This is a genomic window from Ruegeria sp. S84 (assembly GCF_056583445.1).
The window spans coordinates 857,809-872,299 of sequence record NZ_CM152618.1; the positions used below are offsets into that span (position 1 = coordinate 857,809).

Below are 14,491 nucleotides of genomic sequence, written 5' to 3' on the forward strand. Positions count from 1 at the left end.
CCTGAACCTGATTGTTCAGTCCCAGCAGTGCACCAGAACGGTCATTCCGTTGGCTCTGCGGCTCAGTTCGTTGGGTGAAATCTGGGCTGAGCCTTGCGCGGGCTGACCTGAGATGCCCGCCTTGGTCAGAACTTCGGTCAGACGTGCCACATTCGCCGCAAGGCTGACCGAGTCGGGCAGGGTACGCCCATCGGAAGGGGCAGGTAGCAACATGCCAACAACGCTGCCGCTATCGTCAAAGACAGGTCCTCCCGCGTCGCCGGGCTGGGCGGACAGTGCAAGGCGTTTGACGCCATCTTCTCCATTCAGGCCGCGGATATCAGCGATTTCGCCGAAGGTCAGAGTAGGGGCACCCAACGCGCCTTCGTAAGAAAAGCCCGAAACAGCGACCTGAGACTGAATACGCGGAACGCCCGCGCGGAACTCGGCAACACTGATCGGGGCAAGGGTCTGGCTAGGACGCAGTACAGCGACACCAAGGTCGGGATCCTGCCAAGCCAGCTGAACCTCTTGGTCACCGTCCAGCGTGATGCGGGTGCAGCTTTCAGCGGCCTCGGTGACCGTCAGAACCGTACCATCAGCGTCGGCGAAGAAGCCCGATCGCGATAGCCGCGGTTTGCGGATTTGCAGTCCTGACATCAAATCGATGCGCTGGTCAGCATCCGCTCCGGCACCGGCATCCAGTACGGCATCGGTCGTGGCAAAGCTTGCGCGCATCGCGGCCAGAACTCGGGCGCGGCGAGCCTCATCCCCAGCAGGCCAGACCAGCGTGAAACCTTTGATCTTGCCGTCTTTCAGAGCTGCTTGCGTGAACGAGGTCATGCCATTTCCGCGCCCTTCAATCGTGAAGCTGTTGCCGCGCAGGCTGCGCTCACCGTCCAGAGGAACGATTTCAAGCGACTGCATCACTTGATAGAGCGCCCGCAGGGTTGCGGCAGAGCCTTCCTGCGAGATCAGCAGCGCCTTGGTGTCCAGATCAGAAGTGGGGTTGAAATGGGCAAAGGGTGCCTCGTAACGGTCAAAGCCCAAAACGTCCATTGGCATGTCCAGTTCGATCCCGGCTTGCGGGTCGGAATAGCGTGCCATCCCGACGCTGATCAGTGGAGCGTTGTAGTCATCCATCAGGGTTTTGCGCTGCAGCGTGGTCAGAACGCCAGTTGCGTCGAACCCGTTGGAACGTTGCCAATCGCCCATCGAGCGGCGGGTGCCCTGACCAAAGGCTCCGTCAATTGTTGAATTGTAGAACCCGGCTGCCTGCAACGCGGTTTGCAGGTCTCTGCGCTCTTGCGCGGTCAAAAGGCGTTCGCCCTGCAGAGCCTGCGAACGGGTTTCATCTGCGTCCTGCAGGGTAAGACCGGCCAAGGGCTGCTCTGGTTGCGGCTCGGGCTGGATCGGGGCGGTGACGACGCCGCGGTTCAGGATGTTGGCACCGATGGGCCAGAACTGTTGCCCCAGCGCGCTGGAGAAGGCGATGAAACTGTCCGATGGGATCTGACGCTCGGCCCTGTAAACGCGCAGCACCTGTTCGGCGTCGTCGCGTAAATAGGGCCCGATAACAATGGCATACCAGCCAGAATTCAGCCGAAACCCGTTCACATCGGGCAGCGCGTTCGCATAGACCTGCGCCCGTTCCTGCGCCTCGCGCAGCGACGGCTGCGCCTCGATCTGAACAAAGACGCCCGCATCTTGCTGGGCAAAAGCGGCGCGCAGGCCGAAGAGGATAAAGAATGTAATAACCGTAAATACGCGTGTCATTGTCTGCCCGTGTTCTGCAGTGTTTTCACTTTGGCGCAGATTACGCGGAATCGCGGTCCGATTGCCATGCCCGGAATACGGGGAATTCTGTGTGTGGCCGCTCAGCGACAGAGTGGCCGATTGGCCCGTTGACGCCCTTGGATGCCTTGCATAGGAAGGGCCGAACCCACCGGAACCGGGCGCTTGGGCGTCCAAGGGAATTGTCATGACCGAACCCAATAGCGCACCACGTTCATTTCAAGAGATTATCCTAAGGCTTCAGTCCTATTGGGCGTCGAAAGGTTGTGCGATCCTACAGCCCTATGACATGGAGGTCGGCGCAGGTACGTTCCATCCGGCAACCACGTTGCGCGCTTTGGGGTCCAAGGCTTGGTCAGCGGCCTACGTTCAGCCCTCGCGTCGCCCGACAGACGGACGTTATGGCGAAAACCCGAACCGGTTGCAGCATTACTATCAATACCAGGTGCTGATCAAACCCAGTCCGCCTGATTTGCAGGAACTGTATCTGGGCAGCCTCGAGGCCATCGGCATCGACATGGATCTGCACGACATCCGCTTTGTCGAGGATGACTGGGAAAGCCCCACTCTGGGTGCGTGGGGTCTGGGATGGGAGGTCTGGTGTGACGGCATGGAAGTCAGCCAGTTCACCTATTTCCAGCAGGTCGGCGGCCATGACTGTGCGCCGGTTTCCGGTGAGCTGACCTATGGTCTGGAACGTCTGGCCATGTATGTGCTGGGCATCGACCATGTGATGGACATGCCCTTCAACGATCCTCAGTCGCCCAGCCCGCTGACCTATGGCGACATCTTCAAGCAGACCGAAGAGGAATACGCCCGCTGGAACTTCGATATTGCTAATACCGAGGTCCTGCTGCGTCATTTCGAAGAGGCTGAAACCGAATGCGCGAACATTCTGGCGCAGGAACATGACGACCCGAAGACGGGCAAGCGCATCATCATGGCGCATCCCGCATATGATCAGTGCATCAAGGCCAGCCACATCTTCAACTTGCTGGACGCCCGCGGGGTGATTTCGGTTACCGAAAGACAGGCCTATATCGGCCGCGTTCGCGCATTGGCCAAGCAATGCGCCGATGCGTTCGTGCAGACCGAGGCTGCCGGGTTCAAAGTTTGATGCAGCGCCTATGCCAGTCCGGGCAACAACGCCTTCAGGCCGTCTGCGATCATGCTGACAGCGATAGCCGCAAGGATCATGCCCATGAAGCGGCTCATTATCACGCGAGCATTGTCCGACAGCCGCTTAGCCAACGCCGATGCGTTCCAGAACGTAATCAAAAGCAAGGCCACCACGAACAGAAATACACACGCATAGACAACGGCTTCGACCGGGTTTTTGATGTGGTGCGCATAAAGGATCAGTGTTGTGATTGTTCCGGGGCCGACCAGAATGGGAAAAGCCAAGGGATAGAACGCAACGGTCTCGGGCGCGGGATAGGATTTCTTTTCTCCGTCGGTTCCGTGATGCGAGCTGCTCTCGTTCCCGTTCAGCATGTTCAGGCCGATCATCAGTACAACAAGGCCACCGGCGACGCGCAGGTCATCGACGCTGATGCCAAAGAGCCCAAGCGCTTGACTGCCGATCGCAGCGAAGGCGCCACCGAGGATCGTGCAATAAAGCGCAGTTTTCACAGCCACTTTGCGTTGATCCGAAATGGGCAGGTCTTGCGTGACACTCAGGAACACTGGCAAGTTGGTAATCGGATTCATGATTGCAAAAAGCGCGCCAAAGAATCCGACGGCAAGAGTGGTTTCCATGCGAGTAGCCTCGTTTCTGACCGTACTGCTTGGGAACCTGTCTTATTTTCTATGAACTTGAAAGAGGTGGCGTAAACGATGACTGGAAAATTGGTTGCGCTAATCCTTCTGATTTCTGGCGTTCTGGCCGGTGCTGGGATGTATTACCTGCAGGTTTATGGGTTCTATTATGAGGTAGAACCGCGCCCGGGCCAGGATGTGGTCCTGCTGGCGCAAGGGGCGGAAGCACCCGAAGCCATCGCCTATACTGGGTTTAAGGCCATTGACGCCGACAGCTCTCCGATCCGGTATCGGGCCTGTTTCGAAACCGAGTTAAGGCCGGATCAGATGGTGGATTTTACCCCTGTCGAGAACCCCGAGCCATTGACCGCACCGGGATGGTTTGACTGCTACGACGCAGTTGCGCTGGCCGACGTATTGAAATCGGGTCAAGCACAGGCTTTCTTGGGCACCAAGAACATCCATTATGGTGTCGACCGGATCGTTGCCATTACACAGGATGGCAAAGGCTACGTCTGGCATGCGCTGAACAATTGCGGTGAAAAAGCCTATGACGGCACGGTTGTGGGCGAGGAGTGCCCACCCAGGCCCGAGGGCTGATGCAAATGGGGATGGTCGTTGAGATACCGGAGTTCCTGACAGCAACGCTGGGCTTTGCGGTCTATCTGCTGGGGGCAGAGATCAACGCCCGTGTCGCACAATTGCGCAGCTTCAACATCCCCGAGCCGGTAACTGGGGGCCTTCTGGCCTCGCTCGTGGTATTGGCGCTGTATCTTGGTTTCGGCATTGAGCTATCCTTTGGCTTGACCGCACGAGACTTTCTATTGGTTCTGTTCTTTGCCGGGATTGGTCTAAATGCCCGTCTGTCCGATTTGATCGCGGGCGGCAAGCCTTTGCTTTTGCTTCTGATTTTGACGCTTCTGACCATCTTTGCGCAAAACGTGATCGGCGCTGCGGGGGCCGCGATGTTCGGTTATCCGGCGCAAGCCGGGGTGCTGTTCGGGTCTGCCGCGCTGATCGGGGGGCACGGAACCGCGATCGCCTGGGCCCCCGAAGTTGCGGGCGCCACCGGTTTGAGTGGCGCAACCGAGTTGGGGGTAGCCGTGGCCACATTGGGTCTCGTGTTGGCGGCTTTGGTCGGGGGGCCGATTGCGCGGCTGCTGATCGAAGGACGCAAGCTCAGCCCCGAACGACCCGGGGAAGAGCATACGGTGGGTTTGCCCAATGAGGTCGACCAGAAGTCCGAGATTGATCATCTGACAATCATGCGGGTGCTGCTGTACCTCAACCTCGCGATCATTTCAGGCGCGATCCTGAGCGAAGCAATCAGCGCCGCAGGGCTGAAACTGCCGTTGTTTGTGCCCTGCCTTATCATGGGGATCGTGATTGCCAATCTCCGCGCCATGTTCGCGCCGAACGCCAAGCCGGTCTCACGCACGCCCTCGCTGGCGCTGATCTCGGAATTCGCGCTTGGTGCATTTCTGGCGATGTCGCTGATGAGCCTGCAACTGTGGACCATCGCCGAACTGGGCCTTGCGATTGCGGTGATCATGACCGCCCAGACCCTGTTTGCCGTGGTGTTCGTGATCTGGGTTCTGTTTCCGTTGATGGGATCGAATTACCGCGCCGCCGTTCTGGCCGCCGGGTTCGGGGGGTTCGCTCTGGGTGCTACCCCCACAGCTATCGCAAATATGACCGCCGTAACCAAGCGATATGGCCCGTCGCCTATTGCCTTTATCGTACTGCCCCTTGTATCCGCATTCTTTGTGGACATCGCCAATGCCATCGTCATTCAGACGATTGTCAATTTCTAAGGACCGAAAATGCCCGACCTGCTGATCGAACTGTTTTCCGAGGAAATCCCCGCGCGCATGCAGACCCGCGCCGGTGAAGACCTGAAAAAGCGGATCACCGATGGTCTGGTCGAAGGCGGTCTGACCTATGGCTCTGCCGCTGCACTGACGACGCCGCGTCGCCTGACGCTGGCGGTTGAAGGCCTGCTGGCGGAAAGCCCGACAATCCGCGAAGAACGCAAAGGCCCAAAGGTCGGTGCGCCTGACAAAGCCATCGAAGGCTTTCTGCGCGGCGCGGGACTGACCCGAGACCAGTTGGAAGAGCGCGACACGCCCAAAGGCGCAGTGTATTTCGCCACCATTGAAAAGGCGGGTCGTCCAGCAGCTGAAATCATCGCCGAGGTCTTAGAAGCTACCATTCGAAACTTCCCCTGGCCCAAATCCATGCGCTGGGGGGCTGGATCGATGCGGTGGGTACGGCCCTTGCACTCGATCCTTTGCATCCTGACCGATGAAGCAGGCGCGCAGGTCGTGCCGCTTGCGATCGAAGGGATCACGTCCGGTGATACGACTGAGGGCCATCGTTTCATGGCCCCGAACCGGTTTACGGTGACCTCGTTCGAGGATTATGCCGCCAAGCTGAAACGCGCCTTCGTGGTGCTGTCGCCCGAAGAGCGCGCCGAACATATCTGGAACGATGCCCAGAACATGGCCTTCGCCGCAGGTCTGGAAGTCGTCGACGACAAGGGTCTGCTGGCAGAAGTTGCCGGTCTGGTCGAATGGCCCGTTGTGCTGATGGGGCAGATCGACGAGGAGTTTCTTGAGCTGCCGCCCGAGGTACTGCAGACCTCGATGAAAGAGCATCAGAAGTTCTTTTCTGTGAAGAACCCCAAGACGGGGCGGATCGAGCGCTTCATTACCGTCGCCAATCGCGAGACCGCCGATAACGGCGCAACCATTCTGGCGGGGAACCAGAAGGTTTTATCGGCCCGTCTGGCCGATGCGAAATTCTTCTGGGAGAACGACCTGCGCGTTGCCAAGTCGGACATCGCCCAATGGACCCGCGCGTTGGAGAATGTGACTTTCCACAACAAGCTGGGCACTCAGGCGGAACGCATCGACCGCATTGCCGCGCTGGCCCGAGAACTGGCCCCGTTGGTCGGGGCGGATGCGGATCAGGCCGAGAAAGCCGCGCGTTTGGCCAAGGCTGATCTGAACTCCGAAATGGTCTATGAATTCCCTGAACTTCAAGGGCTTATGGGGCGGTATTACATCGAAGCGGCAGGCGAGGATGCCGCAGTGGCCGCCGTTGCGCAGGAACATTACTCGCCGTTGGGGCCGTCGGATGATGTTCCGACCGCACCGTTTTCTGTGACAGTGGCGCTAGCCGACAAGCTGGACACGCTGACCGGGTTCTGGGCGATCGATGAGAAACCCACGGGTTCGAAAGATCCGTTTGCTTTGCGTCGTGCGGCGTTAGGGGTAATTCGACTAATCGTGAATAATGATCTGCGTCTTCAGTTGGACCGTTTTTTCGATAGTCAACTGGTTCGATCAGAACGCGCTATCAATAAGGCTTTGCCCGAAGCGAATGTCCGCGATCTCCTGGAAGAAATCGCAAAACATGGTGTCTTTGGTGCTTCATTCCAGACTGTCAAAGAAAAGCTTGAAGGATCGCCCGCAGCAGCATTTCTTGAGCTTGAGAAAAAGGTTCCTGACGCGTCTGACGATCTTCTTTCTTTCTTCCACGACCGCCTCAAAGTCTTCCTCCGAGACGAAGGCATCCGCCATGATGTCATCGACGCTTGTATCGCGATGGAGGGGAATGACGACCTCAACCTGCTGGTCAAACGCGCCCGCGCTCTGAATGCGGTGATCGCGACCGAGGATGGAGAGAACCTCGTGCAGGGGTTCAAGCGTGCGAACAACATCCTGTCTCAGGCGGAAGAGAAGGATGGAGTCGAATACTCTTACGGCGCGGATGTGAAGTTTGCTGAAACTGACAGCGAAAAGGCTCTGTTTGCTGCACTCAACGCGGCAGAAGCCAAGATCGACCCGGCGCTGAAGGCCGAGGATTTCCCGACCGCCATGGCTGCCATGGCCGCGCTGCGCGGGCCGGTTGATGCGTTCTTTGAGGATGTGCAAGTCAATACCGACAATGACATTCTGCGCCGCAATCGCCTGAATCTGCTGAGCCAGATCCGCAAGGTCTGCTCCAGCGTTGCTGATCTGTCCCTGATCGAGGGATAACGCCCTTGCGCCAAGGGCGCAGGGGCTTATGCTGCGGTGAAATCAAAAGGTGCCGCAGTGCAGAATAATCCGCATACCACGCTTATCACTTCAAAAGCGCCTGTTGCCGCCAATACCCATGGTGGCAGGGCGAAATGCCTGCAACGACTGGTTCGGCTAGATATGCCGGTGCCGCGGACCGTGGCGCTGTCTTTTGACGCGGTGCAGCGAATTGCCAAGGGTGACATTCCCGATATCGCGGCCATTCTGGAACAGTTCGACGCCGAGTCATTGCTGTGTGTGCGGCCCAGTTCGGAAGATCCTGACTGGGGTGGACCGGGGGCGGTGCTGAATATCGGCATGAACGATGCCCGATATCTAGATCGGTCTGCGGAAATGGGGGCGGATGCAGCGGCGGCGCTTTATCTGCGGTTTGTGCAGAGCTATGCGCTCCATATTGCGCGCCTGGACCCTGACGTATTCGATACCATCGATGCGGATGGGCGCGAAGGGCTGAGCTTGTCCCTACGGGCGTATGAAGATGAAACCGACGAGGCCTTCCCGCAAGATCGAGGAGAGCAACTGATTGGTGTTCTGCGTTCGATGGCGCGTGCCTGGGATGGCACGTCGGCCCGGCTGCTGCGGCAGGCCAAGGGCGCACCTGCGGATGCCGGTTTGGGGCTGGTGATTCAAGAGATGATCCCGGGCGTCGGACAGGGGGAATGCGGTTCAGGCGTGTTGCAACTGATTGACCCCGCGACAGGTATGCCCCAAATCACGGGCCGCTATCTGAGCCAAAGCCAGGGGCGCGATGCGCTAGGAGAAGGTGTCGCTGCGTTATATCTGGAAAAGGACGAGCGTGGCCAATCGCTGGAGGATGTGGCGCCCGAGGCTTTTGCCGATCTCAAGGCCCACGCAGCGTTAATGCGCGAGAAGCTGCGCGAAGAGATGCAGGTCGAATTCGTGGTGCAGAACGGCAAGGTGCATATTCTGGACGGCGTGCGGGTTCCGCGCGGGTCGCGGGCCGGGATGCGGATCGCGGTGCGCTTGGCCGAAGACGGGATCATTCCGCCGCAAGAGGCCGTGATGCGGATCGACCCGCATTCGCTGAATGAACTTCTGCACCGGCAGGTCCATCCTGAGGCCGAGCGTGATGTGCTGACCACAGCCATCGCGGCCAGCCCCGGTGCAGCGACCGGTCGAATTGTCTTTACGGCTGCCGAAGCGCAGGCCAGCGCCGCGCGGGGGGAGCCCTGTATTCTTGTGCGCCGTGAAACCTCGCCCGAAGATGTGCGCGGAATGCATGCCGCAGTAGCTGTTTTGACCGAAAAGGGCGGGATCACCAGCCATGCGGCGGTGATTGGCCGAGGTCTGGGTCTGCCGTGTATCGTCGGCGCGTCCGAGATGCGATTCCAGACCAAGAAAAAGCTGCTAAGCGCACCGGATGGGCGTGTGTTCAAGACAGGCGATATTCTGACCATCGATGGGACTTCGGGTCAGGTTCTGGCCGGACAACCCGAGATGCTTGAAGCGGCGCTGGATGATTGCTTTCAGACCCTGATGAGCTGGGCCGATGCCGAGAGGGACATCGCTATCCGCGCCAACGCCGATACACCCGCTGACGCGCAAACTGCGCGAAACTTCAAAGCAGAAGGGATCGGGTTGTGCCGAACGGAACACATGTTCTTCGATCCTGGCCGCCTGACCGTTATGCGCGAAATGATCTTTGCGCAGACCCCGTCTGGACGTGCCGCTGTGCTGGAACGGTTGCTGCCGATGCAACGGCAGGATTTTGTGCAGTTGTTCCGGATTATGGAGGGGCAGCCGGTCTGCATCCGCCTGTTCGATCCGCCCTTGCACGAGTTTCTGCCCACTACGCGCACTGGTCAGCGCGAGCTGGCTGAGGCGCTGGATTTGCCGATCTCGGATGTCGAACGTCGGGTCGAGGCGATGAGCGAGTACAATCCGATGCTGGGATTGCGCGGGGTTCGTCTGGGTGTCACCGTGCCGGAAATCTACGACATGCAGGCGCGCGCGATCTTCGAGGCGACGGTTGAGGCCAGTAAAGAAGGTGCCCCTGTCGTGCCCGAGGTCATGATCCCGCTGGTCTCGGCCAAGCGCGAGGTTGAACTGGTCAAAACACGCATCGATACTGTTGCGGCCGAGGTTGCCTCGGAGCAGGGGCAGGAGTTCGACTATCGATTGGGAGTGATGGTGGAAACGCCTCGGGCCTGTCTGCGCGCGAATGAGATTGCGCCACATTCCGCTTTCCTAAGCTTTGGAACAAACGACCTGACCCAGATGACCTACGGATTGTCGCGCGATGACGCGGGGCGGTTCATGTCGGCATATGTCCGCCAAGGCGTGTTTGGCGAAGATCCATTTCACGTTCTGGATGCAGATGGGGTAGGTGAATTGCTGAAGCTGGGGGCCGAGCGCGGGCGTCAAGCCCAACCAGACGTTACGCTTTCTGTCTGTGGCGAACATGGTGGTAACCCCGAATCAATCGCAATCTGCCGGTCACTTGGATTCGACTATGTGTCCTGTTCCCCTTTCCGGGTTCCTGTCGCTCGGCTGTCTGCCGCTCAACTGGCGATTTCGTCCAAACTTGGGGGTTGACTAACTGTCTCCTACCTAGAAATAGTGGCGTAAGAAACGTTCCGCTGTCGATAATAATTGGCGGCGTGAGCGGTTTTTCTCTTGCATTTTTTTCAGAACTGGACGTCTCGCTTCGTCTGGGGTATTAGCCTCGTCGCGCCCGCCGGGGGAGGGTATGGCGCGTTTGTGCCTGTGCGAGGTTATCTGATGAGACGCTACATAGTGGCTGTTGCCGTGGGGGCCGCAGCCTTGCTACCGAGTTTGTCCTTTGCCGATAGGCAAGGCGATACAAAATCTGTTGAGTTGGTCACACGTAACGAGTTGCCAGCACAAAGCTTCCGCGATTACCTGAAACTGTTTAAGCCGCGTAAGGCGCCGGAAAAAGTCGAAATCTCCTACACCAAAGCCTGGCTGGACCAGCAGCCAAAGGCGACCGGAGATGAAAATTTCCGTTGTCTTGCCGAAGCGCTGTATTTCGAGGCTCGCGGTGAAAGCGTACGCGGTCAGTTTGCAGTGGCCGAGGTTATCCTGAACCGGGTTGAAAGCGGTCGCTTTCCGAATTCGTTGTGCGGTGTGATCAAGCAAGGAACGGGCAAGAAATATCAGTGCCAGTTCACCTACACCTGTGACGGGCAGAAAGAGATTATCAACGAAAAACGTGCTTATGATCGCGTTTCGAAAGTCGCCCGTGCCGCAATCGATGGTGTAGCTGAAGAGATGACCGCAGGTGCCACGCACTACCACACCAAGGCAGTGCGCCCGTCCTGGTCCCGCGTTTATAAAGAAACGGCGCGTATTGGCGTGCATATCTTCTACAAGCACAATTATCGCACGGCCAGCAACTGATTGACGCACCAGCGCTGGAAGGGTGCTGGCAACAGGCGTTTTACCAACTATGTTGCGAGCCAGGAGGCTCGCAATGACCATAACACGCCGACAGTTTCTGCAATCGACCCTGGCCTTGTCGATGATACCACGCGTGGCGATGGCATCTGCCACCGAACTGGTGGCACAGACTTCCCTCCAGCAGATCGCGCCCCAGGGATATCCGGAAACTCCGGTCTGGAGTTATGGCGGCGGTGTTCCGGGCGCGGAAATCCGTGTTCCGCAGGGTGCTCGAGTACGCCGCAAGCTTGTAAACATGCTGCCGCAACCAACGACCGTTCACTGGCATGGCATCCGGATCGACAATGCGATGGATGGAGTGCCCGGCCTGACGCAGGAAGTTGTGCAGCCAGATTCCAGCTTTGAATATGATTTCGTGGTGCCGGATGCGGGAACCTATTGGTATCATGCGCACAACCAATCGATGGAGCAGGTCGCGCGTGGGCTTTATGGCCCTTTGATCGTCGAAGAAGCCAGCGGACCCGATGTTGATCAGGACCTGACCTTAATGCTGGACGATTGGCGCCTTGACACCGAGAGCGCAAAGATATCCAGCGATTTCGACAATGGTCATGATCTGAGCCATGCGGGTCGGCTGGGCAACATTGTTACGGTGAACGGAGAGTTTGACCCTTCTTATCCGGTGCAGGCGTCTGAACGATTGCGATTGCGGGTGATCAATGCCGCGAATGCCCGGGTATTCGACGTAGCGCTCGACGGGCTTGCTGGCTGGATTGTTGCGCTTGACGGTATGCCGCTTGAGGTTCCATTGCGAGTTGAGAGCAGTTTTCCTTTGGCGCCTGCGCAGCGGGTTGACTTGATCGTTGATGTTTCAGCGGAATCCGGCCAGACGGCAAGTATTGTGAGTGTAGAACGGGATGGCGCTTACGGACTCGTCAAATTTGATGTGTTCGGAGTAGCATCGCGTATTGCTGATGCAAAAGTTAGACCGTTGCCAGCAAACCGAATGCCCGAAATTGAACTGCAGAATACACCTCTGCATCGTATGACGATGCAGGGGGGTGCAATGCGCTGGCTGGAGAGCGCCAAATTGGGCAATTCCGAGCTGTCGGGGCGCGAGTTGGCTCAGCTTGGACGATTCTGGGCTTTGAACGGATATGCAGAGCGGCCAGATGATCCGTTTCTGGATGCGCGATTGGGATCAGTTCATCGGATTGAATTCGCAAATGAAACGGCGTTTCCACATGCGATGCATCTGCATGGACACCATTTTCGCATTATCCTGCAGGACGGTACACTAGGGCCGTGGCGCGACACTGTTCTAGTCGAGCGAGGGCAGGTGCGGCAGGTAGCGTTGGTAGCTGACAATCCGGGCAACTGGCTGTTGCATTGTCACATGCTTGGCCATGCGGCATCGGGTATGATGAGCTGGTTCCGGGTCACGTAACGCCGCATTCCGTAGCTGGAAAGGCGTTTGCTGCGATGCTATACGCCCGCGAAACGCCTAAAGTGGGCTGATCATCAGTCCACCGAGCCCGAAAAGGTCCGCCGCATGAGCTCTGAAATCCGTCTTGCCTTTGCGCACCCGTCCGAACGGTCCGAGGCTACCGCCGCGCGCGGTGCGCTGGACCGCATTTCGCTGCGCGATCACATCGTTGAGGTCGAGATCGGGGCGTTTCAGGCCGAACGCGGTACCACGCAACGGATCTGCTTTAACATCGTGGTCGAGGTGCGTCCGCTGACAGACCCCATCGATGATGACGTGGATCGTATTCTGTCTTACGACCGTGTAACCGAAGCGATTGCGTTCGAGCTGGCTGCTGAGCGACTAAATTTGCTCGAGACACTGGCAGATCGCGTGGCGGAACGTATTCTGCTTGAGCCTCAGGCTGTAAGAGCCTTTGTTCGCATTGAAAAACTGGATCGTGGACCTGGCGCGCTTGGCGTCGAGATCGTGCGCGGCAAGGATGCGGTACATCATGATGTGACCGAAGAAGAGCGGCCACATCCACGGTTGGTCTTTCTGTCGAATGCAGCGATTTCATCAGGTAATCTAACCGGCTGGATCGACCAGCTTGAGAATCGCCAGCGCCCGCTGATCCTGTGTGTTGGGGCGTCTGATCTGGATGTGCCGCAGACGGGTCACGCAATGACCCAACGCCGGATAGATCTGTTGGCAATTGAACAGAACGCCTGGGTTCTGGCTGCGCGCGATCACCGTTGCGTGGTCGTTTCAACGCGGACCGAGTTGGATTGGGCGATGAAAAACGGCCAGATTTGTGTTTGGGCACCCTCCAAAATTGTTCTGGATGCGGTCGATGGCCCCTCAGCCGCGCCGTCTGACGCGGTGGCGCTGGCTGCTTGGTTCGCAGCAACCTTTGAAGCCAGCGAGATGCTGGTTATTGGCGGAGACCTGCCCGAAGCCCCCAAAACGCCATTGCGCGCAGTTCCGTTGCAGCAGGCGCAACTGTGACCGTCTATTACCGCCCATTGGTCCAGCATGGGAGCACGCGCGTCGACGGGGCGGTACCACTAGCAGGGCAGGTGCTGTGGTTCTCACAGGCCGAACGGATTGAGCGCGGGCAAAGCACCCAGATCGTCGATGCCGTTGAAATCCCAAAGGAACAGCTGGATCGTCTGACCTGCGCGCGTCCAGCGATTGCCGGACTTGATATGGCACGAACGCAGATCATGGGCATTCTGAATGCCACGCCGGATAGCTTCTCGGATGGGGGGCTGCATAACTCGGTCGAGGCCGCTCGGACCGCTGCCGCCGACATGGTAGCGCATGGTGCAAGTATTCTGGACATTGGCGGCGAATCCACGCGCCCGGGCGCTGATTTTGTGCCTGAAGACGAAGAGATTGCCCGCACACGCCCTTTGATTGAGGCAATTCGGGGCGAGACAGATGTGTTGATCTCGATCGATACTCGCAAGACCGGTGTTGCCAAGGCGGCTCATCTGGCAGGTGCGGGACTGATCAACGATGTGTCGGGATTTACCTTCGATCCTAAACTTGCACCATTTTGCGCGCAGATTGAGGCTCCGGTTTGTGTGATGCATATGCAGGGTGATCCGACCACGATGCAGGATGACCCGCACTATGACAATGTTCTGCTGGATGTTTACGATTTCCTTGAGGGGCAAATCGCGCATCTAGAAGGACTGGGGCTCAGCCGCGATCTGATTGTCATCGATCCGGGCATCGGGTTTGGCAAGAATCTGGACCACAACCTGACGCTTCTGCGCAATCTCAGCCTGTTTCACGGGCTTGGCTGTCCAATCCTTCTGGGCGTTTCGCGCAAGGGATTTATTGGTCAGGTCGGCAAAGAGCCGCGCAAGGATGCCCGCGCGCCGGGGTCAATCGCGGTTGCTCTGGCGGGAATATCACAGGGTGTGCAGATTGTACGGGTACATGACGTGGCCGAGACGGCTCAGGCCTTGCGTCTATGGGCCGCCGTCCGGTAATCCGGGCAAAAGGAATTTTCAGGAGA

11 protein-coding genes are annotated in these 14,491 nt (G+C 58.2%); 9 read left to right on the forward strand and 2 right to left on the reverse strand.

Features of this window, described 5'->3' with window-relative positions; translation table 11 throughout:
- Positions 1-15 precede the first annotated feature (15 nt).
- The gene (locus AC1DFB_RS04395) at positions 16-1,755 is read right to left on the reverse strand and encodes a serine protease (RefSeq protein ID WP_480922196.1); all 1,740 of its coding nucleotides are present in this window, start codon (positions 1,753-1,755) and stop codon (positions 16-18) included.
- 205 nt (positions 1,756-1,960) lie between these two features.
- Between AC1DFB_RS04395 and AC1DFB_RS04400 the strand changes: the two genes are divergently transcribed.
- Positions 1,961-2,890: a glycine--tRNA ligase subunit alpha gene (locus AC1DFB_RS04400; protein ID WP_480922197.1), complete on the forward strand. Its 930-nt coding sequence runs from the start codon at positions 1,961-1,963 to the stop codon at positions 2,888-2,890.
- Between the two features lie 8 nt (positions 2,891-2,898).
- On the opposite strand, the gene AC1DFB_RS04405 is transcribed toward AC1DFB_RS04400, so the two are convergent.
- Positions 2,899-3,531, reverse strand: coding sequence for a MarC family protein (locus AC1DFB_RS04405; protein WP_480922198.1), 633 nt, complete (start codon positions 3,529-3,531; stop codon positions 2,899-2,901).
- 78 nt (positions 3,532-3,609) lie between these two features.
- Between AC1DFB_RS04405 and AC1DFB_RS04410 the strand changes: the two genes are divergently transcribed.
- The 8 genes from AC1DFB_RS04410 (at position 3,610) to folP (ending at position 14,465) form a co-directional block, all read left to right on the forward strand.
- Positions 3,610-4,131, forward strand: a complete 522-nt coding sequence (locus AC1DFB_RS04410) for a DUF6446 family protein (RefSeq protein ID WP_170465487.1) — start codon at positions 3,610-3,612, stop codon at positions 4,129-4,131.
- Between the two features lie 5 nt (positions 4,132-4,136).
- Entirely contained in the window at positions 4,137-5,345 is a 1,209-nt protein-coding gene (gltS, locus tag AC1DFB_RS04415; RefSeq protein ID WP_480922586.1) for a sodium/glutamate symporter, read from the forward strand.
- 9 nt (positions 5,346-5,354) lie between these two features.
- The gene (gene glyS, locus AC1DFB_RS04420) at positions 5,355-7,574 is read left to right on the forward strand and encodes a glycine--tRNA ligase subunit beta (RefSeq protein WP_480922199.1); all 2,220 of its coding nucleotides are present in this window, start codon (positions 5,355-5,357) and stop codon (positions 7,572-7,574) included.
- Between the two features lie 36 nt (positions 7,575-7,610).
- Positions 7,611-10,172, forward strand: coding sequence for a putative PEP-binding protein (locus AC1DFB_RS04425; RefSeq protein WP_480922200.1), 2,562 nt, complete (start codon positions 7,611-7,613; stop codon positions 10,170-10,172).
- 186 nt (positions 10,173-10,358) lie between these two features.
- Complete coding sequence (locus AC1DFB_RS04430) at positions 10,359-10,997, forward strand: cell wall hydrolase (protein ID WP_170635555.1); 639 nt, start codon at positions 10,359-10,361, stop codon at positions 10,995-10,997.
- A 73-nt stretch (positions 10,998-11,070) separates the two neighbouring features.
- Positions 11,071-12,444, forward strand: a complete 1,374-nt coding sequence (locus AC1DFB_RS04435) for a multicopper oxidase family protein (RefSeq protein WP_170421085.1) — start codon at positions 11,071-11,073, stop codon at positions 12,442-12,444.
- A 105-nt stretch (positions 12,445-12,549) separates the two neighbouring features.
- A complete protein-coding gene (locus AC1DFB_RS04440; protein WP_480922201.1) occupies positions 12,550-13,470 on the forward strand; it encodes a dihydroneopterin aldolase in 921 nt (306 codons plus the stop codon).
- On the forward strand, positions 13,467-14,465 hold the full coding sequence (folP, locus tag AC1DFB_RS04445; protein WP_480569188.1) for a dihydropteroate synthase: 999 nt from the start codon (positions 13,467-13,469) through the stop codon (positions 14,463-14,465). Before AC1DFB_RS04440 ends, folP begins: the two co-directional genes overlap by 4 nt.
- The last annotated feature ends 26 nt before the right edge of the window (positions 14,466-14,491 follow it).